Raw genomic sequence first — 20404 nt, 5'->3', positions numbered from 1 at the left:
CGCACCCGTTCGTTTTGATTCACAGGGCTGCGTCCGGTGTCCTCCGGTTGGGACCACGTTTTCGGACGGCCGAAACTAGCTGTTGGTCGGCCTTGCCGTTACCGGCCGCGTCTTACCTGACGTAGCCTTGTGATCCCCGGTGGCCGGGCAGCAGCCCGGCCAGCCGCAACATAAAAGCAGGCCGGACCCAATGGGTCCGGCCTGCTTTTAGTTACTGCGTATCTGGCTGGGCAGCTGCTTAGACGGTCGTGCCGGCTTCAGGCAACGATTCCCCGCGCGAGCGCAGGTAAGTTCCGATGGCCAGCCGGTTGATCGCAGATCGGCTCACGATGCCGACCGGCCGGGAGTCGTCCCCGTTGACCACCGGCACCTTTTTGAGCCGCGCGTCCGACAGCGCAGCGACAGCGTCACTGACGGATGCGCCGGCGTCGATGGTGACGACGTCGTGCGTGGCGAGCCTCATGACATTCAGGTTTGCCAGGTCGGACATTGCCTGTTCGAGGTCATCGTCCGCGCCGATCGCGTAGGAGTAGATCGACGTCGACGACGGATGGGTGGCCGACAGGTAGCGCAGGACGTCACCGTCGGACAGGAAGCCGGCCAGGGTGCCGTCAGCGTTGAGGACCGGTGCCCCCGAGATGCCGCGCTCGGCAAAGGTCTGCAGGGCATCAAGCACGGTGGAGTCCGAGGAGAGGGCATACACATCGGTCTTCATGATCGACTGGACGCTGTCCGCCGGAGCCTGGACGCTTTCAGCCGAGCGACGTGACCGCACCGAACGGTAGGCCAGGAAAGCGAGCAGAATGCCGATAAGCGAGGTGACAACCACCAGGGCCACCGAACCGTGGAAGCCGGTGAGCAGCGCGTCGCCTTCGCTGCGTCCTGCGCCCAGCTTCGCCGCAATCAGGGCGCCGTAGATACCGGTGGCAAGGGAGGTGCCCACGCAACCGGCGATCTGGAAGCTGGTGGAGACAATCGTGACGCCGTGCGGGCTGGTCTCACGGTCGAGGTTGGACAGTGCAAACGTCTGTGCAGGCCCGACGACGAATGCCGTAGCCAGCACTGCCGGCACGTAGAGGATGCCGAAGATCCAGACAGATGTGTGTCCGGCAGCGACTCCGACGAGCGTGACGAAGATGGCCATAACGAGGAACCCGAGCGGGATGGACCAGCGTCCGCCGTGCCGGTCGAACAGGCGGCCGGCGATCGGCCCCATCCCCACGGTCAGCAGGATTCCGGGTGCGAGGGTGAGCGAAGCGCCCAGCGGGGGCATGTCGAGCGCACCCTGCAGGAACAGCGGGATGGTGACGTTCATGGCGAACACGAAGACCAGGCCCAGCATCGTCATCAGCACGCCGAGCACGAAAGGCGCGCTGGAGAACGGCCGCAGATCGATCAGGGGATGCTCGATGCGGCGCTGGCGCACGATGAACAGCCACATTGCGAGCAGGCCGACGACGCCGGCGATGCCTGCGTAAAGGGCGGATCCCTCGAATGCGCTGGAGACACCGTAGAGGATGCCGGCCAAGCCGACAGCAACGAGGATGAACGAGAGGATATCGAGAACCGGGCGGCCCAGCTCAGTAACGTTCCGCAGGACAATCGCGCCGGCGATCAGCACAGCGAGCGTGAGGCCGCCGAATACCCACATCAGAGTTGTCCACGGAGCGGCGGTCAGGATGACACCGGACAGGACGATCGCCAGCGACGGTCCCAGCGTGGTCATCGCAGCCATGATGCCCATATTGAGGCCAAGCTTTTCGCGCGGGGACACGGCAAGTGTGATGTTCATGCCGATAGGGGTGAGCAGGCCGGTGCCAACCGCCTGCAGCAAACGCGCGATCAACAGTACTTCGAAGGTGGGGGCCAGGGCTCCCACCACAGAACCGATCGTCATAAGAGCGACGACGGCGACGAACAGCGGGCGTGTGGGGAACCGGTGGTAGAGAACGTTCGCGACAGGGACAAACACCGCTGCGACAAGCAGGTAGCCGGTGGTCAGCCACTGCACGGTACTCACATTGACGCCGAAGTCCTGCATGATCGGCGTGAAGGCGACGTTGAGGAACGTCTCGTTGAAAGTGGCAAGGAACGCCGCGGCGGCCGCGACCGCGATCATTCCACCTGCACGTCCCTTGATGTCCGGACGGGAAGAGTGAGGGGGCGCCATGAAATCTCCTGACAGTCGGCGGGGTGGAGGGCTATCGACCGTGCCGTGTCAGAAAGTTCTTATATGGACTTCGCGTGTCGTGTCATCGATGCCGTGGGGGCCAGAGGCCAGCAATGATTCTAGCAGACAGGGGATCCGGGCCGTGGGGCACGGGATGTCTGCATCGCGAGCCGGTATGGGAGATCCGCAGCGGGGTGTCGCATTAGTGCAGTGCGCAGGGCCCTAACTTCCGGAACCCCTAGGATGAATTCATGTTTGAATGGGTTTCCGGCGCGTGGTCCTACAGTTTTGCACTTTTACTAAGTGCGTCGGCAGGGGTGGTCGCGGAGAAATTCCTCAACATATCCGGCCGTTTGGTCCAACCGCTCTGGTACAAAACCTTTGGCAGAATCTACCGGCAACGCCGGCTGCGCAAAGAATCCCGCCTCCTCGGTGCCGGAGAAACCTTTGCCGTTGGCGCGGCCAAACATGAGATCTACGTCAGGCAGTTTGCCGTGGACGGTTTCCGCCCTGAGCATTTGGTCTCCGCAACCCTGCCGGCACAGTCTCCGCGCATACTTATTGAACGGCTTCCCGCAAGGATGCAGCCGCGGGAAGCCGCTGAAATTGAGCAGATGATCGAGGATAAACGCAGAGAGCTGGATGCAGCCCCGGGAGCTTGGAACGCTGAAATGCTTGCCCTGCGCAGACTGGAAGTCTCACGGGTTGGTTCCCATGAGTTGCCGGCATTGAAGCTCCATTATGCGAAAACCGATTATGCGTCTTTTCAGGTTATTGCCTCGGAATGGGAGAAATGTTTCGCCGGGGGACTGGAAGGTGGAGAAATCCTCGGCGAGGAACTGCTTGATGTGCTGCCGGGCCTGTCGCATTCCTTTGGCATCAATCTGACCATTGAAACCGCAGATGATCAGCTGCTTCTCACCCGTAGAAGCGCGAAAACGTCCGGCGGCCGCAACCTGCGGCACATCTCGGTGAATGAGGGCATGGCGCTGATGGACATGGACCCGAGAACCGGGATTCCGGACCCGTACCGCACGGCGTTGCGCGGCATCTCGGAGGAACTGGGAGTCGACCTCGGGGACGAACCGGATATTCGGAACCGGATTACCTTCCACGGTCTCGTCTGCGACGTCACCCGGTATGAGTGGGCGCTGCTGGGCCACGTCAACCTGGCCCAGACAGCATGGACCAACTCGTCATTCATCCAGGCCCGCCGTCTCGGCTTGGGACCGGACGACTGGGAGTCGAACCGACTCGAGTTCATTCCTATGACTAAGGCCGCTGTTGAAGAGGCCCTGCGGGACGATGCGGAGTGGGTAGGGCACGGATACATGAATCTCGTGTTTTCCGCGATGCACCGCCTCCGGAGCGATCAGCGTGCCATCCTCACAGCTGTCCGTTCAGCACTTCTCTGAGATTACGGCCGGCGCAGATACCATCCTGACGCTTAGCTGCTCACGCCCAGCGCCTTGCCGACGGTGGAATCGTCGGTAAGGGCCTGGAGCATGCACGCGGCAAGGTCCCCGCGCGGAATGGACCCGCCCAGCTTTCCGTCACTGCCCACTTCAAACGAACGCCACGTCCCGGCAGGCTGTTTGTCCGTGAGGCCGGTGGGTCGGACGATCGTCCAGTCCAGGCCCGAGGCGCGGACAGCCGCTTCCTGCTCATTGTGGTCCGCCAGCGGCTTGGCCAGCACCACCCGGGTAATCAGTCCCAGCGGACCGGGCAGCTGCGAGGAGGAATCGCCGGCTCCCAGGGATGACTGCACCACCAGCCTGCTCACGCCGGCCTGCTGCATGGCCTTGATGACGGCCCTGGTCACGGCAGTGCGTTGGTGGTGGACACCCTTGGCTCCGCCCACGGTGACCACAACGGCGTCGGCATCTGCGACGGCGCCGGACACAACAGCGGGATCCGCAGCGTCTCCGCTAAGGGCACGGACTACGGTCGGAGCGCGGCCGCTGCGCGAGAGGACCGTCATCTCGTGCCCGGCTGCAGCGGCAAGTGAGGCCAACTGGGCGCCGGTTCCCTGTGATCCTCCGACAACGGTGATCTTCATGACGTCCTTCGGATGGTTGCGAACAGGCAATTGTCCCTCCCATCATCCCACCGCAGCCCGTTGCTTTCGCTGGCCGTGCTGGAAAAACGTGAACGGCGTCAAACAGCGCATCAGTGTGCCATCGAACATCCAAATGTGACATGCCAACGCATGTAATACAGGGGCGGTATGCCAAATTGTTACCCATGGCTTCCGTACGCTTTAATCCCATGTGGGGAGCGTCTTTCGGAGCCCGCCGACGGCACCGGGCGCCCCGTGCCGAAGGCGGCTGCCGGACTTTGTTACCGCGGTGAAACAACTTGGGCTTATGCTGTTGGCTTTGTGAGTCGGTTCACCATTTGGCGGAGCCGCAACACCGGCGTTATTTACGCCGGAACCGAACAGAACTAGGAGGCGGAATGCGCGTCACACGCACTTCCAAAATGCTGAGCGTAGCGGCGGTTGCCGCACTTGCGCTGAGCGCCTGCGGTGGAGGATCCGACGAATCGGCTGAAGGCTCCGGTGACAGCGAGGGCAACAGCACCGCGATCATCACGGCCAACGGCACCGAGCCGCAGAACCCGCTGATGCCGGTCAACACCAACGAAGTTGGCGGCGGACGCATCATGGACCTGCTCTTCGAAGGCCTGGTCAGCTACGACGCTGACGGCAACACCGTAAATGAGCTGGCTGAATCCATCGATACCGAGGATTCCCAGACCTACACGATCAAGATCAAGGCTGACCAGAAGTTCACCAACGGCGAGGCCATCACGGCCAAGTCCTTCGTGGATGCCTGGAACTTCGGCGCAGCTGCCAAGAACGCCCAGCTGAACTCGTACTTCTTCGAGAGCATCGAAGGCTATGACGAAGTCAGCGCAGAGGGTGCAACGGCTGACACGATGAGCGGCCTCGCCGTCGTCGATGACACCACGTTCACGGTCAAGCTCAGCCAGCCTGAGTCCGACTTCCCGCAGCGCCTGGGCTACACGGCATTCTTCCCGCTGCCCGCCGGTGCCATCGCGGACCCCGCAGCCTTCGGCGAGAAGCCGGTCGGCAACGGCCCGTACATGCTGGCCGGCGACGACGCCTGGCAGCACGAGGTCCAGATTGAACTGGTCAAGAACCCGGACTACACCGGAACCCGTGTGCCGCAGAACGGTGGAGTGACCTTCAAGTTCTACTCCTCCTTCGATGCAGCCTACGCGGACCTGCAGTCCGACCACCTGGACATCCTGGACACCATTCCGACGCCTGCGCTGAAGACATTCAAGACCGACCTGGGTGAAGGCCGCTACTCCGAGAAGGCGTACGCCGGCAACCAGACCATCACCATCCCGGGCTACCTGCCGGAGTTCTCCGGTGAAGCCGGCGAGCTGCGCCGCCAGGCCATCTCCATGGCCATCGACCGGAACCAGATCACCGACGTGATCTTCTCCGGCTCGCGTGAACCCGCCAAGGACTTCACCGCTCCGGTGATCGAGGGCTACAGCGACAGCATCCCCGGCAACGAGGTGCTCGAGTTCAACCCCGAGAAGGCCAAGGAACTGTGGGAGCAGGCGGAGAAGATTTCGCCGTGGCCCGCTGACAAGGCCTTCACTATTGGCTACAACGCCGACGCCAACCACAAGGAATGGGTTGACGCCGTCGCCAACGGCCTGAAGAACAACCTGGGCATCAACGCCGAAGGCAAGCCCTACGCTACGTTCAAGGAACTGCGCGCAGACGCTACCGCCAAGACCCTGTCCGGTGCCATCCGCACCGGCTGGCAGGCAGACTACCCGTCGCTGAACAACTTCCTCGGCCCGCTGTACGGCACCGGTGCAGGTTCCAACGACGGCGACTACTCGAGCGAAGAGTTCGACAGCCTGCTGACCGAAGGCCTGGCCGCTTCGACTCCGGAAGACGGAGCGAAGATTCTCAACCAGGCACAGGAAGTCCTCCTGAAGGACCTCCCGGTTGTCCCGCTGTGGTACCAGGTGGCACAGTCCGGCTGGAGCTCCAACGTGGATAACGTTGAGACCGGCTGGAACGGCGTCCCGGTTTACTACAACGTCACGGCCAAGTAGCACTATCTAGACCGACCGAACCGGGGCCCGGCCAAAAGGCCGGGCCCCGGCTTGTATTCGGGTTCTTACCCCCAAGAACAGGCATACAAAAAATGCGAGACTCCAATCTCCCACAGCTGGCAGGAGGCCACCCCTAATGGCCGGCTACGTCATCCGACGCTTCCTTCAAATGATTCCCGTTTTCTTCGGGGCCACCTTCCTCGTCTATTTCCTCGTTTTCTCCCTGCCCGGCGACCCGATCGCCGCGCTCTTCGGCGACAAGCCCGTTAATGAGGCCGTTGCCGCCCAGCTGCGCAGCCAGTACAACCTGGACCAGCCCTTTATCGTCCAGTACCTCCTGTACCTGAAGAACCTGGTCACCTTCGACCTCGGCGTCGACTTCTCCGGCCGCCAGGTCACCGACGTCCTTGCCCAGGCCTTCCCCGTGACGATCCGCCTGGCCATCCTGGCCCTGCTCTTCGAAGCCGTTTTCGGTATTGTGTTCGGCCTCATTGCCGGCCTCAAGAAGGGCAAGATCTTCGACAGCACGGTACTGGTTGTTTCCCTGATCGTGATCGCGATCCCGGTTTTCGTCCTCGGCTTCCTGCTGCAGTTCCTGGTAGGCGTGAAACTCCAATGGACGTCCCCGACAGTGGGCGGCGACGCCGGGTTTACGGACCTGATATTGCCGGCACTTGTGCTCGGCCTGGCGTCCTTCGCCTATGTGCTTCGCCTGACCCGTACATCGGTCATCGAAAACATGAACGCCGACTACGTCCGCACCGCTACCGCCAAGGGCCTTTCCCGTCCGCGTGTAGTTACCGTCCACATCCTGCGCAACTCACTGATTCCCGTGGTGACGTTCCTCGGGGCCGACCTGGGTGCGCTGATGGGCGGCGCCATCGTCACCGAAGGCATCTTCAACGTCCCCGGAGTGGGACAGCGACTTTACCAGTCCGTCATCAGGGGAGAGGGTCCCACAATCGTTTCGATCGTGAGCGTCCTCGTTTTCGTCTACGTGATCGCCAACCTCCTGGTAGACCTCCTGTACGCCTGGCTTGATCCGAGGATCCGTTATGCATAAAGACACCACAAGCACCGAGCACTACGTGGCTCCGCTGGAGGAGACCCCTCTGGCAGCAACCGACAGCGTCAAGGAAGATGTCCAGCCGCTGAGCCTCTGGGGGGAGGCCTGGCGCAACCTGCGCAAGCAGCCGCTGTTCATCATTTCCGCCCTGCTGATCCTGCTGATCCTTGCCGTCGCGGCCTTCCCGGGCCTGTTCACCAGCGCATCGCCGGACGAAGGCTGCCTGCTGTCCAATTCCGACGGCGGCCCCGCGCCCGGGCATCCGCTCGGGTTCACCCTCCAGGGTTGCGACGTGTACGCCCGCGTCATCTACGGCGCCCGTGCCTCCGTTATGGTCGGCCTGCTGACCACCATTGCCGTGGTCATCATCGGCGGGATCCTCGGCGCCCTGGCCGGCTACTACGGCGGCTGGCTCGACGCCGTTATTGCCCGCCTCGGCGACATCTTCTTCGCCCTGCCGCTGATCCTCGGCGCCATCATCATCATGCAGCTGCCGGCGTTCCGTGAAAACCGCACCGTCCTGACGGTGGTCTTCACATTGCTGATCTTCGGCTGGCCGCAGGTTGCCCGCATTACCCGCGGTGCCGTGATCTCGGTGCGCAACGCCGACTTCGTGGTGGCCTCGCGCTCCCTGGGCGTCTCGAAGTTCTCCGCGCTGATGAAGCACGTCATCCCCAACTCGATTGCTCCCGTGATCGTGATCGCGACCATTTCGCTGGGCACGTTCATTGTCGCCGAGGCCACGCTGTCCTTCCTGGGCATCGGCCTGCCGCCCAGCATCATGTCCTGGGGTAACGACATCTCGGCAGCGCAGACCTCGCTGCGGTCCAACCCGGCGACGCTGCTCTGGCCGGCTGCCGCCCTGTCCATTACCGTGCTGAGCTTCATCATGCTCGGTGACGCGGTCCGTGATGCTCTTGATCCGAAGGCGCGCAAACGATGACCACCAACACTGAAACCACGGCTGTGAAGCCGCTGCTCGAAATCCGCGACCTGGCCATTACCTTTGCCACCGCCAACGGCGACGTCGAAGCGGTCCGCGATGCGCACCTGACGATCATGCCCGGCGAGACCGTGGCCATCGTGGGTGAGTCCGGCTCCGGCAAGTCCACCACCGCGCTGGCTGCCATCGGGCTGCTGCCCGGCAACGGCCGCGTCAGCGGCGGACAGATCCTGTTCGACGGCGAGGACATCTCCAACGCCAGCGCCAAGCGGATCCAGGAACTGCGCGGCAACTCCATCGGCATGGTTCCGCAGGATCCGATGTCCAACCTCAACCCGGTCTGGAAGATCGGTTTCCAGGTCAAGGAAACCCTGCGCGCCAACGGGCTGCCCCACGCACCGGCAGACATTGCCAAGGTGCTGGAGCAGGCCGGCCTGCCGGACGCCGCCCGCCGTGCCAAGCAGTACCCGCACGAGTTCTCCGGCGGCATGCGCCAGCGCGCGCTGATCGCCATCGGCCTTTCCTGCCGGCCCCGCCTGCTGATCGCCGATGAGCCGACGTCGGCACTGGACGTTACCGTGCAGCGGCAGATCCTGGACCACCTGGGCACCCTGACCGATGAACTGGGAACCGCCGTACTGCTGATCACCCACGACCTCGGCCTGGCCGCGGAGCGTGCGCAGAAGGTGGTGGTGATGTACAAGGGGCGCGTGGTGGAAGCCGGGCCTGCCCTGGAAATCCTCACCAACCCGCGCCACCCCTACACGCGCAAGCTCGTGGAATCGGCGCCCTCGCTGGCCTCGAAGCGGATCGACTCCGCCAAGAGCCTCGGCCTGGAGAGCGCGGACCTGCTGACGTCCGAAGACGAGACGAAGCTGGAAGCGGCGGACAACGTCATCGAGGTCAAGGACCTGACCAAGGTGTTCAAGCTGCGCAGCGGCCTGGGCCGGTCCACCGACTTCACGGCTGTGGACAACGTGTCCTTTAACATCAAGCGCGGCACCACCACCGCCGTCGTGGGGGAGTCCGGCTCGGGCAAGTCCACGGTGGCGCGCATGGTGCTGAACCTGGAGACGCCCACCAGCGGCTCCATCCTGTTCAACGGCGTCGACATGACCACGCTGAACAGCAAGCGCCTGTTCGAGTTCCGCCGCCGAGTACAGCCGATCTTCCAGGACCCCTACGGTTCCCTGGACCCGATGTACAACATCTTCCGCACCATCGAAGAACCGCTGCGGGTGCACAAGATCGGCACTGCCAAGAGCCGTGAGGCGAAGGTGCGCGAGCTCCTGGACCAGGTGGCCCTGCCGTCGTCGGTCATGCGCCGGTTCCCGAACGAGCTCTCCGGCGGCCAGCGCCAGCGCGTCGCCATTGCGCGGGCACTGGCCCTGGATCCCGAAGTGGTCATCTGCGACGAAGCCGTGTCGGCACTGGACGTGCTGGTGCAGGCCCAGATCCTGAACCTGCTCGCGGAACTGCAGTCGGAGCTGGGGCTGAGCTACCTGTTCATCACCCACGACCTCGCCGTGGTCCGCCAGATCGCCGACTTTGTCTGCGTGATGGAGAAGGGCAAGCTGGTCGAAACCGGTTCCACGGACGACGTGTTCGACGCCCCGCAGCAGGCCTACACGCAGGCCCTGCTGGCGGCCATCCCGGGCTCGCGCCTGGAACTGCCGCCGGAAGTCGCCTGACAAGCGCCTGACCGCACCGAAGGCGGGGAGCCCCATGGGGGTTCCCCGCCTTCGGCGTCTGTACCGCTTGGCCGGCAAGCGCTTCCGCCCCGGATTTGCGCCCTCGGTGAAGCTGCATTAGGGAAGATATGGTCTTGGGACTAGAATGTTAGCGTGCCCGCTGACGGCGGGGCCTTCGGTGGATTCTGACTGGTGATTGAGCAAGAGATTGAATCAGCATTCGTACAGAACAGCCGGATACGCCGGAACCAATCCGGCCGATAAGAAACACCCCCGAACTGATCTCCTATGAATTGAGTCCTCACGCATGTCAGAAACCAACACGGCTGTAAACAGCGCAGTGCGAAGCGATCTCCGCAACGTTGCTATTGTGGCCCACGTTGACCACGGTAAGACGACCCTCGTCGACGCCATGCTGAAGCAGACGAACTCGTTTGCCGCCCACGGAGACGTGGAAGAACGCGTGATGGACTCCGGTGACCTGGAGCGCGAAAAGGGCATCACCATCCTGGCCAAGAACACCACCGTGTTCTACAACGGCCCGGCTGCCAACGGCGAAACCATCACCATCAACGTCATCGACACCCCCGGCCACGCCGACTTCGGCGGCGAGGTCGAGCGCGGCCTGTCCATGGTCGACGGCGTTGTCCTGCTGGTTGATGCCTCGGAAGGCCCGCTGCCCCAGACGCGCTTCGTGCTGCGTAAGGCACTTGCCGCGAAGCTGCCGGTAGTCCTGCTGGTCAACAAGACCGACCGTCCCGATGCCCGGATCGACGAAGTCGTCAGCGAGTCCATGGACCTGCTGCTCGGCCTGGCCTCCGACCTCGCGGACGAAGTTCCGGACCTGGACCTTGACCTGGTCCTGAACGTTCCCGTTGTCTACGCCGCAGCCCGCGTCGGCGCCGCCTCCCTGGAGCAGCCGGCCGACGGCGAAGCTCCCGCGAACGACAACCTGGAACCGCTGTTCCAGACCATCCTGGAGCACATCCCCGCTCCCACGTACGACCCCGAAGGTGTCCTCCAGGCGCACGTCACCAACCTGGACGCCTCGCCGTTCCTGGGCCGCCTTGCCCTGCTGCGTATCTTCAACGGCACCCTCCGCAAGGGCCAGCAGGTTGCCTGGGCCCGCCAGGACGGCACCCTGAAGACCGTCAAGATCACCGAACTCCTCGCCACCAAGGCGCTGGAGCGCGTACCCACCGAATCCGCCGGACCCGGCGAAATCGTGGCCGTGGCCGGTATCGAAGACATCACCATCGGTGAAACCCTGACCGACGTCGACAACCCCAAGCCGCTGCCGCTGATCACCGTGGATGATCCTGCGATCTCCATGACCATCGGTATCAACACCTCGCCGCTGGCCGGCAAGGTCAAGGGCGCCAAGGTTACCGCCCGCCAGGTGAAGGACCGCCTCGACAAGGAACTGATCGGCAACGTGTCCCTGAAGGTCCTGCCGACCGAGCGTCCGGATGCCTGGGAAGTCCAGGGCCGTGGCGAGCTTGCCCTGGCCATCCTCGTGGAGCAGATGCGCCGCGAAGGCTTCGAGCTCACCGTCGGCAAGCCGCAGGTTGTCACCAAGATGATCGACGGCAAGGTCCACGAGCCGATGGAACACATGACCATTGACGTACCCGAGGAATACCTCGGTGCCGTCACCCAGCTGATGGCCGCCCGCAAGGGCCGGATGGTCAACATGGCCAACCACGGCACCGGCTGGGTCCGCATGGAATTCATCGTTCCCGCCCGCGGCCTGATCGGTTTCCGCACCCGCTTCCTCACGGAAACCCGCGGCGCCGGCATCTCCGCATCCATCGCCGAAGGCTACGAGCCGTGGGCCGGCCCCATCGAGTACCGCACCAACGGTTCGATGATCGCTGACCGCGCCGGCGTGGTGACCCCGTTCGCCATGATCAACCTGCAGGAACGCGGCTCCTTCTTCGTGGAGCCCACCTCCGAGGTTTACGAAGGCATGATCGTGGGCGAGAACTCGCGCGCCGATGACATGGACGTGAACATCACGAAGGAAAAGAAGCTCACCAACATGCGTGCCGCTTCCTCGGACACCTTCGAGAACCTCACCCCGCCGCGGAAGCTCACCCTGGAAGAGTCCCTCGAATTCGCCCGCGAGGACGAGTGCGTGGAGGTTACTCCGGAGTCCATCCGCATCCGCAAGCTGATCCTGGATGCCAACGAGCGCGCCAAGGCTTACCGCGCACGGGCAAAGGCCTAGCATCATCGCCACACCCGCAGAATCCGCCCGGAGGCCCCCGCGTTGGCGGGGGCCTTTGGCCGCTGTGATCGGCGGCATCCTCGCCGCCGTACTCGGCACCTCACTGCATAGCCAGGTGGTGTATGCCGGGGATGCCGGCCTGCCGGTAGGCGCGGTGCTGGCCGTGGTCTTCAGCTGCGCCGTGGCCCTGCTGGTCGGGTTGTGGCAGCGCAGTATGGCACTCAGCGCCGCGACCGGCGTCATCACCTACCTGCTGCTGGGACTGTTCTCGTTGGACCTGCTCAACGAGGCACCCCTGATCGTGACCGGCGCCGCCGCAGACCAGACGCCGCCCGTGGTGACGGCCGGTTTGGTCTGGCTGTTCGGCCAGGCCGTGGCCACCGTGGGGGCCGTACTGGCCTGCTCACGGGTGCTGGCCCGCGACCGGGCCGCCAAGCAGTAGCCGCGGGCAACCAGGCACCGAAAAGGCCGCCGGAACAATGTGTTCCGGCGGCCTTTTCGTGTTCCGGGCCTTCGGCAGCAGCCTTACACCCGGCGGGGAGCCCGGTGCGGGGGAGGCGGCGGGACGGTCTTGGCCGCGGTCACCAGCGGATAGGGGATGACGACGGCGCCGCGCCGGGTGGCCACGGTGCAGCCGGCATCGCCCACGGCCTCCAACGTCCCCAGGGCATCCGTGACGCCGCCCTCGATCCGGTACCGGACCACCACCCGCACACCCGGCTGCAGGCTGCGCAGCAGGGCCGCCGGTTCCTGGAAAGTCATGCCCCCATCCTATGTCCCGGTGTCCGGCAGACGCTGGAACAGCCGGCCGGGCCCTGGCCGCCGGGCGGCCTGCACCGTGCCCGGGGGCACTCCGGCTGGGAGATAATGGTTTCGGCTACTAACGTGGAACCAACACCCCCGCGACCCGCCGGCAGGCGGTCCGCAGATCAGGAAGGCAAGGGACGTGACGTACGTAATTGCGCAGCCGTGCGTAGATGTAAAAGACAAGGCATGTATCGAAGAATGCCCCGTGGACTGCATCTATGAAGGTGAACGCTCCCTCTACATCCACCCGGACGAATGCGTGGACTGCGGTGCCTGCGAACCTGTCTGCCCGGTAGAGGCCATCTACTACGAGGATGACACCCCCGAGGAATGGGCCGACTACTACAAGGCCAACGTCGAGTTCTTCGATGACCTGGGTTCCCCGGGCGGAGCAGCCAAGGTGGGCAACACCCACAAGGACCACCCGATTATCGCTGCCCTGCCTCCGCAGAACCAGGCATGAGCCCCGCAGCACCCCGGAGCTTCGGCCTGGACCTCCCGGAGTACCCCTGGGACGCCATGGCGCCGTACCAGCGCCGGGCCGCAGAGCATCCTGAGGGTGCCGTTAACCTCTCCATCGGCACCCCGGTGGACCCGACCCCCGGCGTCGTACGCGAGGCGCTCAGCGCCGCCGCAGACGCCCCGGGCTACCCCACCACCCACGGGACCGCGGACCTGCGGGCCGCGGTGTCCGAATGGTTCGCCCGGCGCCGAGGTGTACCGGGCTTGGATCCGCAGGCGGTGATGCCCACGGTCGGGTCCAAGGAACTGGTGGCCTGGCTGCCGCTGCTGCTCGGGCTGGGGGAGGGCGACGTCGTCGTCCGCCCCGTGGTGGCCTACCCCACCTATGACATGGGAGCGGTTTTTGCCGGTGCCACGGCCGTGGCCGCGGATAACCTTGACGAGCTGGATGATGAGACGCGCTCACGCGTGCGGCTCATTTGGGTGAACTCTCCCGGCAACCCCACCGGCATTGTGCGCCAGGCGGCATCGCTGCGCACCCTCGTGGAACAGGCGAGGGAAATCGGCGCGGTGGTGGCATCGGACGAGTGCTACGCCGAGTTGGGCTGGGGCGCCTGGGATCCTGCGCGGGGCGGCGAGCCCGTCCCCAGCATCCTGGACCCGCGGATTGCCGGCAGCAGCACCGAGTCGCTGCTCGCCGTCTATTCCCTGAGCAAGCAGTCCAACATGGCCGGCTACCGCGCCGCGTTCACCGCCGGTGACCCCGCCCTGATCGCCAACCTGGTCAACAGCCGCAAGCATGCCGGCATGATCGTCCCCGCACCGGTACAGGCCGCCATGGCCGCCGCCCTGCGGGACGACGAGCACGTGGCTGCCCAGAAGGACCTCTACCGGTCCCGGCGGGAGCAGCTGGTGCCGGCGCTGGAAGCCTTCGGCCTGAAGATCGAGCATTCCGAGGCCGGGCTGTACCTGTGGGCAAGTGCCGGTGAAGACACCTGGACCACGGTTTCCCGGTTCGCGGAACTGGGTATTGTCGTGGGCCCGGGCGTTTTCTACGGCGACGCCGGCGCAGGCTTTGTGCGGATTGCCCTGACGGGCTCCGACGCCGGCATCAGTGCCGCCGCCGGTCGGCTGCACTCCGCCGCGCAGGAATAGCCGCGCAGGAATAGTATTGGGCACTGCACCGGAAAACAGTCCCTGCCCATGTTGCGCTTGTACAACGGTGCCCGCTCCGATTAGTGGTAAGGGCACCGAAACGGGTAGCGTTTTAGCGAAATAGTTTAGCGGAATGCACTATGTCCCGTTGGAAGCGGATCCACATAGCGGCGGTTTCGAAAACTCCTAAAGGAGACTTAATGACTGAGCAACCTAGTGCCAAGCTTCAGTACGGGGCAAACCCGGAAGACGAGCTTGTGCTGCCGCGTGTTGCCGCAGCGGAAGGAAACGACGGACTCGACGTTTCCAAGCTGCTGAAGCAGACCGGTACCGTCACGTTTGACCCCGGGTTCATGAACACGGCGGCCACCACGTCCGCGATCACCTACATCGACGGCGACCAGGGCATCCTGCGGTACCGCGGCTATCCGATCGAACAGCTGGCCAAGCACTCGAGCTTCCTTGAGACCTCGTACCTGCTGATCTACGGGGAACTGCCGGCCCCCGCCGAGCTGGAAAACTTCGACCAGCGGATCCGCCGCCACACCCTGCTGCACGAAGACCTCAAGGGCTTCTTCGGCGGCTTCCCGCGCGACGCCCACCCGATGCCGGTGCTGTCCTCGGCCGTGAGCGCACTGTCCACGTTCTACCAGGATTCCCTGGACCCGTTCGATGAAGAACAGGTTGAGCTTTCCACCGTCCGCCTCATGGCGAAGCTGCCGGTGATTGCTGCGTACGCGCACAAGAAGTCCATCGGCCAGCCGATGCTCTACCCGGACAACTCCATGAACCTGGTGGAGAACTTCATGCGGCTCTCCTTCGGCCTGCCCGCCGAGCCGTACGAAATCGACCCGGACCTGGTGAAGGCCCTGGACCTGCTGCTGATCCTGCACGCGGACCACGAGCAGAACTGCTCCACCTCCACCGTGCGCCTGGTCGGCAGCTCCAACGCCAACATGTTCGCCTCGGTTTCCGCCGGCATCAGTGCCCTCTTCGGTCCGCTGCACGGCGGCGCCAACGAGGCAGTGCTGAACATGCTCCGCGACATCCAGGCCACCGGAATGCAGCCGGAAACCTTCATGGAGAAGGTCAAGAACAAGGAAGACGGCGTGAAGCTTATGGGCTTCGGGCACCGCGTCTACAAGAACTACGATCCGCGCGCCAAGATCGTCAAGGCCACGGCCCACGAAATCCTGGCCAAGCTCGGCGGCAACGACGAGCTGCTGGACATCGCCATGCGCCTGGAGGAAAAGGCCCTGGCCGACGATTACTTCATCGAGCGCAAGCTGTACCCGAACGTAGACTTCTACACCGGCCTGATCTACAAGGCCATGGGCTTCCCGGAGAAGATGTTCACCGTGCTCTTCGCCATCGGACGCCTGCCGGGCTGGATTGCCCAGTGGCGCGAAATGATGCAGGATCCGCAGACGAAGATCGGCCGTCCGCGCCAGCTGTACACGGGCGCTCCCGAGCGCAACTACCCGCAGCGCTGATTTCTTCGCATAAGGGCTGAATAAAAGGGCAGGCCCCCGGACTTTCCGGGGGCCTGCCCTTTTTGTCTGTTTTTTCCGGCCCTGCCGACCTGACTGTTTTTTCCGGGCCCACCGGCCAGGAGGTTTTTCCCGGCCGGCAAGCCCGGCTGACGGCCCGGTTAGGACGCGGCGTAGCCGTTGGGGTTGTTCTTCTGCCAGCGCCAGTGGTCCTCGCACATGGTGGCCAGGCTGCGTTCGGCACGCCAGCCCAGGTCGGCGTGGGCAGCGGACGGATCGGCGTAGCTGACGGCCGCGTCGCCCGGGCGCCGGTCGGCGAATTCGTAGGGAATGTCGCGCCCGGCCGCGGCGGAGAAGGCCCCCAGGACCTCCAGGACGGAGGAGCCGTTGCCGGTGCCGAGGTTCCAGCGGTGCACGCCGCCGGTACCCTGCAGGAAGTTCAGGGCGGCAAGGTGGCCTGCCGCAAGGTCTACAACGTGGATGTAGTCGCGAACTCCGGTGCCGTCCGGGGTGGGGTAGTCGTTACCGAAAACCATCACCTTCTCGCGGCGGCCCACGGCCACCTGCGCCACGAACGGCAGCAGGTTGTTGGGGATGCCCGTGGGGTCTTCGCCGATCCGTCCGGACTCGTGGGCGCCGGCCGGGTTGAAGTAGCGCAGCAGGGCGATGTTCCAGCGGCCGTCGGCAGCCCCCAGATCGCTGAGGATGTCCTCGATCTGCTCCTTGGTCCGGCCGTAGGGGTTCACGGCGTCCATGGGTGCGTCTTCGGTCAGCGGCACTTCCTCGGACGCGCCGTAGACGGTGGCGGAGGAACTGAACACCAGGGTGCGCACGTTGTGCCGGTCCATGGCTTCGAGGAGGTTGATGGTGCCCACTACGTTGTTGTGGTAGTAGAACAGCGGCTTGGCAACGGATTCACCCACCGCCTTGAGCCCGGCGAAGTGGATGACGGCGTCCAGGGAACCCTCCGCGAAGACGGTTTCCAGCGCTGCCGGATCCAGCAGGTCGGCCTTGACGAACGAGGCCTTCCGCCCGGTCAGTTCCTGGACCCGGCGAAGAGACTCCTCGCTGGAGTTCATCAGGTTGTCCAGGACCACCACGTCATGGCCCGCTTCGAGCAGGGCAAGAGTGGTGTGGGATCCAATATAGCCGGTGCCACCGGTGACAAGAATACGCATGCCCTAAGCCTAATCGCTTGCCTCAGGGCATGCCGTGAGGGGCGCGCGGCGCGCTATTCGGCGGGCAGGCTGAAAGCGGTGACGGCCACCTGCCCGGGAACGGCGGCGGACTCCGCCCACACCGGGCTGCCGATATGCCAGGTACGGCCGTCATAAGCCACGGACTCGATGCCGAGCAGGCCGGCGTTGGCCACGAACCACTGTGCAACGGACCAACCGTAGGCACCGTCGACGTCGGCCAGGTACAGGGGGCCGAGCACCGACCCGCCCAGCGGCCCGTAGATCTCTTCGACCGAGGCGGGGAACGCGGCGGCATCCGCGGAGGCGGCGGGGAGGTGGAGGGAGCAGGAGAGCGCCGCCGGTGTTTGGCCGGTGAGCGCTGAGGCAAAGGCCCGGGCGGGCCCCTCGTGCTTGGCGTAGGCCTGCGGGAAGGCGCTGCGCTGGACGGCCTGGGCCGCGTCCGTGATGGGCAGGTCCAGGTACCCCGGCACCTTTTCCAGTCCGTTGTAGAAGGCGTTGGCAGCGTACACGGGGTCCATTACCTGCGCTTCGCTGCCCCAGCCCTGCGTGGGGCGTTGCTGGAACAGCCCGCGCGAGTCCGGGCCGGCGTCGTCGCCGTAGTCCAGGTTGCGCAGGCCGGATTCCTGCAGGGCAGTGGCCAGCGCAATGGACACCGCGCGCGGCGGCAGGCCGCGGGCGACGGCGACACCGGAGATGATCGACGCGTTCCGTGCCTGTTCCAGGGTCAGCGAGTAGTCGGTACCGCCCACGGAGGCGATGCAGCGCTCGGCGATGACGGGCGTCTGCTTCTTGCCGGTGAGCGCCGAGACGGCAAAGAGCGAGACAAACGCTGCCACGCACAGCCCCAGCAGCAGGACCAGCAGCCGGAAGCTGCGGGTCTCATGCCGCTGGAGCCGTTGCATGGTGCTTCCCTGCTAGTTGGCGTGCAGGGCGGAATTCAGTTCCACCGTGCGGCCGTTGCGGGGCAGGGCCTGGACGGCACCGGAAACCGAATCGCGGCGGAAGAGCAGGTTGGGTACGCCGGAGAGCTCGGCGGCCTTCACCTGGCGCTGCCCCTCGCCGTCCAGGACCGTCACGCGGGTTCCTGCCGTGACATACAGCCCGGCCTCCACCACGCTGTCATCGCCGATGCTGATGCCGACGCCGGAATTGGCGCCGAGGAGCACACGCTCACCGAGGGTGATCTTTTCCTTGCCGCCGCCGGAAAGGGTGCCCATGATCGAGGCGCCGCCGCCGACGTCGGTGCCGTCACCCACCACGACGCCGGCCGAGATCCGGCCCTCGACCATGGACGTGCCGAGTGTCCCGGCGTTGAAGTTCACGAAGCCCTCGTGCATCACCGTGGTGCCTTCGGCCAGGTGCGCGCCCAGGCGGACGCGCCCTGCGTCGGCAATCCGCACGCCGGAGGGAAGGACGTAGTCGGTCATGCGGGGGAACTTATCCACCCCGAACACGGTCACCTGTCCGCGGCTGCGCAGCCGCAGCCGGACGGCGTCGAAGTCCGCCACCGCACACGGACCGTGGTTGGTCCAGACCACGTTGGGCAGGGCTGCGAAGATTCCGTCCAGATTGATGCTGTTCGGCCGGACGAGGCGGTGGGAGAGCAGGTGCAGGCGCAGGTAGGCGTCCGCGGTGCCGGCCGGGGCTGCGTCAAGGTCGATCCGGGTGTCCAGGACCTCGCCGTGCGTACCGCGGATACCGTCAGCCATGGCAGCGGCCGCGGCTTCGAGATCGCTTTGCAGGGTGGAATCCGGGGTGGCTCCATCCAGCACGGGGCGGGGGAACCACACGTCGAGCACGTCTCCGTTGGCCGTAACCGTGGCAAGGCCGAGTCCGGAGGCGGTGCGGGCCTCGGTGGGGGCTTCAGGGGGAGTGGGGGCAGTGCTTGAAGTCATGGGCCCCAGTCTACCGAGCGGTACTGTGGGAACGTGACTGAGACTGATGCGATTTCCCTGGACCTGACCGACGATGTGGCGCAGCTTACCGCGACCCTGATGGACATCGAAAGCGTTTCCGGCAACGAAAAGACGCTTGCGGACGCCGTCGAAACGGCGCTGCGGGCATATCCGCATCTGGAAGTCTCCCGGGACGGCGACTCCGTAGTAGCCCGAACCAACCTGGGCCGGCCCGAACGGGTGATCCTGGCCGGCCACCTGGACACCGTGCCGCTGCCCACTGTGCCCGGGTCGCGGGGCACCGTTCCTTCCTCCTGGGACGGCGAGGTCCTGTACGGCCGGGGCGCCACGGACATGAAAGGCGGCGTGGCGGTGCAGCTGGCGCTGGCCGCCTCGCTCACCAACCCCTCCCGCGACGTGACCTATGTGTTCTACGACCACGAGGAAGTGGAAGCCTCGCTCAGCGGGCTCGGACGGCTGGCGGTAAGCCACGCTGACTGGCTGAAGGCGGACTTCGCCATCCTGCTCGAACCCACCAACGGGACCGTGGAGGGCGGCTGCAACGGCACCATGCGCTTCCATGCCACCACCACCGGCCGCGCCGCCCATTCAGCCCGGGCCTGGATGGGGGAGAACGCCATCCATGCCGCCGCGGAAATCCTGGAACGCCTGCGCGACCACACGCCGGCCACCGTGTCCGTGGAGGGCCTGGACTACCGCGAATCGCTCAATGCCGTGCGCATCTGGGGCGGCACGGCCGGCAACGTTATCCCCGATGCTGCCACCGTCGAGATCAACTACCGTTTTGCCCCGGACAAGGGCATTGAGCAAGCCGAAGCCTACGTCCGTGACCTGCTGTCCGGCTTCGATGTGGTTCGCACCGACGCGGCTGCCGGCGCGCGGCCCGGCCTGGACCAGCCTGCCGCGGCGAGCTTTGTGGCCGTGGTCGGGGAGGAACCCAAGCCCAAGTACGGCTGGACCGACGTCGCACGCTTCAGCGAACTCGGTATCCCCGCGGTGAACTTCGGTCCCGGGGATGCCCTGCTGGCCCATACGGACAACGAGCACGTAGAGGCCGCCGCCATCCGGAACTGCCTGGCCGCGCTGCGCACCTGGCTGGCCTGAGCGGCCCGGGACGAATGCCCCGGGGCGAATCAACCGGGACGAATGGCCCGGGACAAACAAAGGG

The 20404-nt window shown here is 65.0% G+C and carries 17 protein-coding genes; 11 read left to right on the top strand and 6 right to left on the bottom strand.

The features are described from left to right. Positions 1-238: 238 nt before the first annotated feature. Positions 239-2170, bottom strand: coding sequence for an MFS transporter (locus AC5RUF_RS05780; RefSeq protein ID WP_494129980.1), 1932 nt, complete (start codon positions 2168-2170; stop codon positions 239-241). Between the two features lie 251 nt (positions 2171-2421). On the opposite strand from AC5RUF_RS05780, the gene AC5RUF_RS05775 reads away from it, so the two are divergent. After that, positions 2422-3585, top strand: a complete 1164-nt coding sequence (locus tag AC5RUF_RS05775; protein WP_493996046.1) for a hypothetical protein — start codon at positions 2422-2424, stop codon at positions 3583-3585. A gap of 32 nt (positions 3586-3617) precedes the next feature. Here the strand turns inward: AC5RUF_RS05775 and AC5RUF_RS05770 are convergent, their stop codons facing one another. After that, on the bottom strand, positions 3618-4259 hold the full coding sequence (locus AC5RUF_RS05770) for an NAD(P)-dependent oxidoreductase (RefSeq protein ID WP_494129979.1): 642 nt from the start codon (positions 4257-4259) through the stop codon (positions 3618-3620). A 368-nt stretch (positions 4260-4627) separates the two neighbouring features. On the opposite strand from AC5RUF_RS05770, the gene AC5RUF_RS05765 reads away from it, so the two are divergent. From AC5RUF_RS05765 to AC5RUF_RS05740, 6 genes are all read left to right on the top strand, one after another. Next, a complete protein-coding gene (locus AC5RUF_RS05765) occupies positions 4628-6277 on the top strand; it encodes a peptide ABC transporter substrate-binding protein (protein WP_494129978.1) in 1650 nt (549 codons plus the stop codon). 136 nt (positions 6278-6413) lie between these two features. After that, on the top strand, positions 6414-7340 hold the full coding sequence (locus AC5RUF_RS05760; RefSeq protein ID WP_493996043.1) for an ABC transporter permease: 927 nt from the start codon (positions 6414-6416) through the stop codon (positions 7338-7340). Further along, positions 7333-8286: an ABC transporter permease gene (locus AC5RUF_RS05755; protein WP_493996042.1), complete on the top strand. Its 954-nt coding sequence runs from the start codon at positions 7333-7335 to the stop codon at positions 8284-8286. The genes AC5RUF_RS05760 and AC5RUF_RS05755 overlap by 8 nt, the downstream gene beginning before the upstream one ends. Beyond that, positions 8283-9977 (top strand): ABC transporter ATP-binding protein, encoded by a 1695-nt coding sequence (locus AC5RUF_RS05750; RefSeq protein WP_493996041.1) that lies wholly within the window; start codon positions 8283-8285, stop codon positions 9975-9977. Before AC5RUF_RS05755 ends, AC5RUF_RS05750 begins: the two co-directional genes overlap by 4 nt. A 307-nt stretch (positions 9978-10284) precedes the next feature. Next, entirely contained in the window at positions 10285-12207 is a 1923-nt protein-coding gene (gene typA, locus AC5RUF_RS05745) for a translational GTPase TypA (RefSeq protein WP_493996040.1), read from the top strand. Positions 12208-12262: 55 nt separating this feature from the next. Further along, positions 12263-12649 (top strand): hypothetical protein, encoded by a 387-nt coding sequence (locus tag AC5RUF_RS05740; RefSeq protein WP_494129977.1) that lies wholly within the window; start codon positions 12263-12265, stop codon positions 12647-12649. An 83-nt stretch (positions 12650-12732) separates the two neighbouring features. Here the strand turns inward: AC5RUF_RS05740 and AC5RUF_RS05735 are convergent, their stop codons facing one another. Then, positions 12733-12969, bottom strand: coding sequence for a putative acetyltransferase (locus tag AC5RUF_RS05735; RefSeq protein ID WP_494129976.1), 237 nt, complete (start codon positions 12967-12969; stop codon positions 12733-12735). A gap of 184 nt (positions 12970-13153) precedes the next feature. On the opposite strand from AC5RUF_RS05735, the gene fdxA reads away from it, so the two are divergent. From fdxA to AC5RUF_RS05720, 3 genes are all read left to right on the top strand, one after another. Beyond that, on the top strand, positions 13154-13477 hold the full coding sequence (gene fdxA / locus AC5RUF_RS05730) for a ferredoxin (RefSeq protein ID WP_227903680.1): 324 nt from the start codon (positions 13154-13156) through the stop codon (positions 13475-13477). Continuing rightward, the gene (gene dapC, locus AC5RUF_RS05725) at positions 13474-14631 is read left to right on the top strand and encodes a succinyldiaminopimelate transaminase (protein ID WP_493996037.1); all 1158 of its coding nucleotides are present in this window, start codon (positions 13474-13476) and stop codon (positions 14629-14631) included. The genes fdxA and dapC overlap by 4 nt, the downstream gene beginning before the upstream one ends. A gap of 200 nt (positions 14632-14831) precedes the next feature. Then, positions 14832-16124, top strand: a complete 1293-nt coding sequence (locus tag AC5RUF_RS05720) for a citrate synthase (protein WP_493996036.1) — start codon at positions 14832-14834, stop codon at positions 16122-16124. A gap of 158 nt (positions 16125-16282) precedes the next feature. Here AC5RUF_RS05720 and galE read toward each other — a convergent pair whose 3' ends face one another. Genes galE through dapD form a run of 3 tightly spaced genes read right to left on the bottom strand, consistent with a single transcriptional unit; the run spans position 16283 to position 19215 of the window. Further along, on the bottom strand, positions 16283-17299 hold the full coding sequence (gene galE / locus AC5RUF_RS05715) for a UDP-glucose 4-epimerase GalE (protein ID WP_494129975.1): 1017 nt from the start codon (positions 17297-17299) through the stop codon (positions 16283-16285). A gap of 53 nt (positions 17300-17352) precedes the next feature. Beyond that, entirely contained in the window at positions 17353-18222 is an 870-nt protein-coding gene (locus tag AC5RUF_RS05710) for a transglycosylase SLT domain-containing protein (protein ID WP_494129974.1), read from the bottom strand. A gap of 12 nt (positions 18223-18234) precedes the next feature. Next, positions 18235-19215, bottom strand: coding sequence for a 2,3,4,5-tetrahydropyridine-2,6-dicarboxylate N-succinyltransferase (gene dapD, locus AC5RUF_RS05705; RefSeq protein WP_494129973.1), 981 nt, complete (start codon positions 19213-19215; stop codon positions 18235-18237). Between the two features lie 33 nt (positions 19216-19248). Here dapD and dapE point away from each other — a divergent pair, with 33 nt between their 5' ends. Continuing rightward, positions 19249-20340 (top strand): succinyl-diaminopimelate desuccinylase, encoded by a 1092-nt coding sequence (gene dapE / locus AC5RUF_RS05700; protein WP_494129972.1) that lies wholly within the window; start codon positions 19249-19251, stop codon positions 20338-20340. Positions 20341-20404 lie beyond the last annotated feature (64 nt).

It is taken from the genome of Arthrobacter sp. Y3224198, from assembly GCF_059090025.1.
Note: the sequence above shows the minus strand (reverse complement) of the source record. Positions and strands in the feature narration are given on the sequence as shown.

Bases quoted from the DNA above. Each gene is read 5' to 3' on its own strand.
- AC5RUF_RS05735 (WP_494129976.1), bottom strand. From the start codon at position 12,969: ATGACTTTCCAGGAACCGGCGGCCCTGCTGCGCAGCCTGCAGCCGGGT.
- galE (WP_494129975.1), bottom strand. From the start codon at position 17,299: ATGCGTATTCTTGTCACCGGTGGCACCGGCTATATTGGATCCCACACC.
- AC5RUF_RS05775 (WP_493996046.1), top strand. From the start codon at position 2,422: ATGTTTGAATGGGTTTCCGGCGCGTGGTCCTACAGTTTTGCACTTTTA.
- AC5RUF_RS05755 (WP_493996042.1), top strand. From the start codon at position 7,333: ATGCATAAAGACACCACAAGCACCGAGCACTACGTGGCTCCGCTGGAG.
- AC5RUF_RS05750 (WP_493996041.1), top strand. From the start codon at position 8,283: ATGACCACCAACACTGAAACCACGGCTGTGAAGCCGCTGCTCGAAATC.
- AC5RUF_RS05765 (WP_494129978.1), top strand. From the start codon at position 4,628: ATGCGCGTCACACGCACTTCCAAAATGCTGAGCGTAGCGGCGGTTGCC.
- AC5RUF_RS05710 (WP_494129974.1), bottom strand. From the start codon at position 18,222: ATGCAACGGCTCCAGCGGCATGAGACCCGCAGCTTCCGGCTGCTGGTC.
- dapD (WP_494129973.1), bottom strand. From the start codon at position 19,215: ATGACTTCAAGCACTGCCCCCACTCCCCCTGAAGCCCCCACCGAGGCC.
- typA (WP_493996040.1), top strand. From the start codon at position 10,285: ATGTCAGAAACCAACACGGCTGTAAACAGCGCAGTGCGAAGCGATCTC.
- AC5RUF_RS05720 (WP_493996036.1), top strand. From the start codon at position 14,832: ATGACTGAGCAACCTAGTGCCAAGCTTCAGTACGGGGCAAACCCGGAA.
- AC5RUF_RS05760 (WP_493996043.1), top strand. From the start codon at position 6,414: ATGGCCGGCTACGTCATCCGACGCTTCCTTCAAATGATTCCCGTTTTC.
- dapC (WP_493996037.1), top strand. From the start codon at position 13,474: ATGAGCCCCGCAGCACCCCGGAGCTTCGGCCTGGACCTCCCGGAGTAC.
- AC5RUF_RS05780 (WP_494129980.1), bottom strand. From the start codon at position 2,170: ATGGCGCCCCCTCACTCTTCCCGTCCGGACATCAAGGGACGTGCAGGT.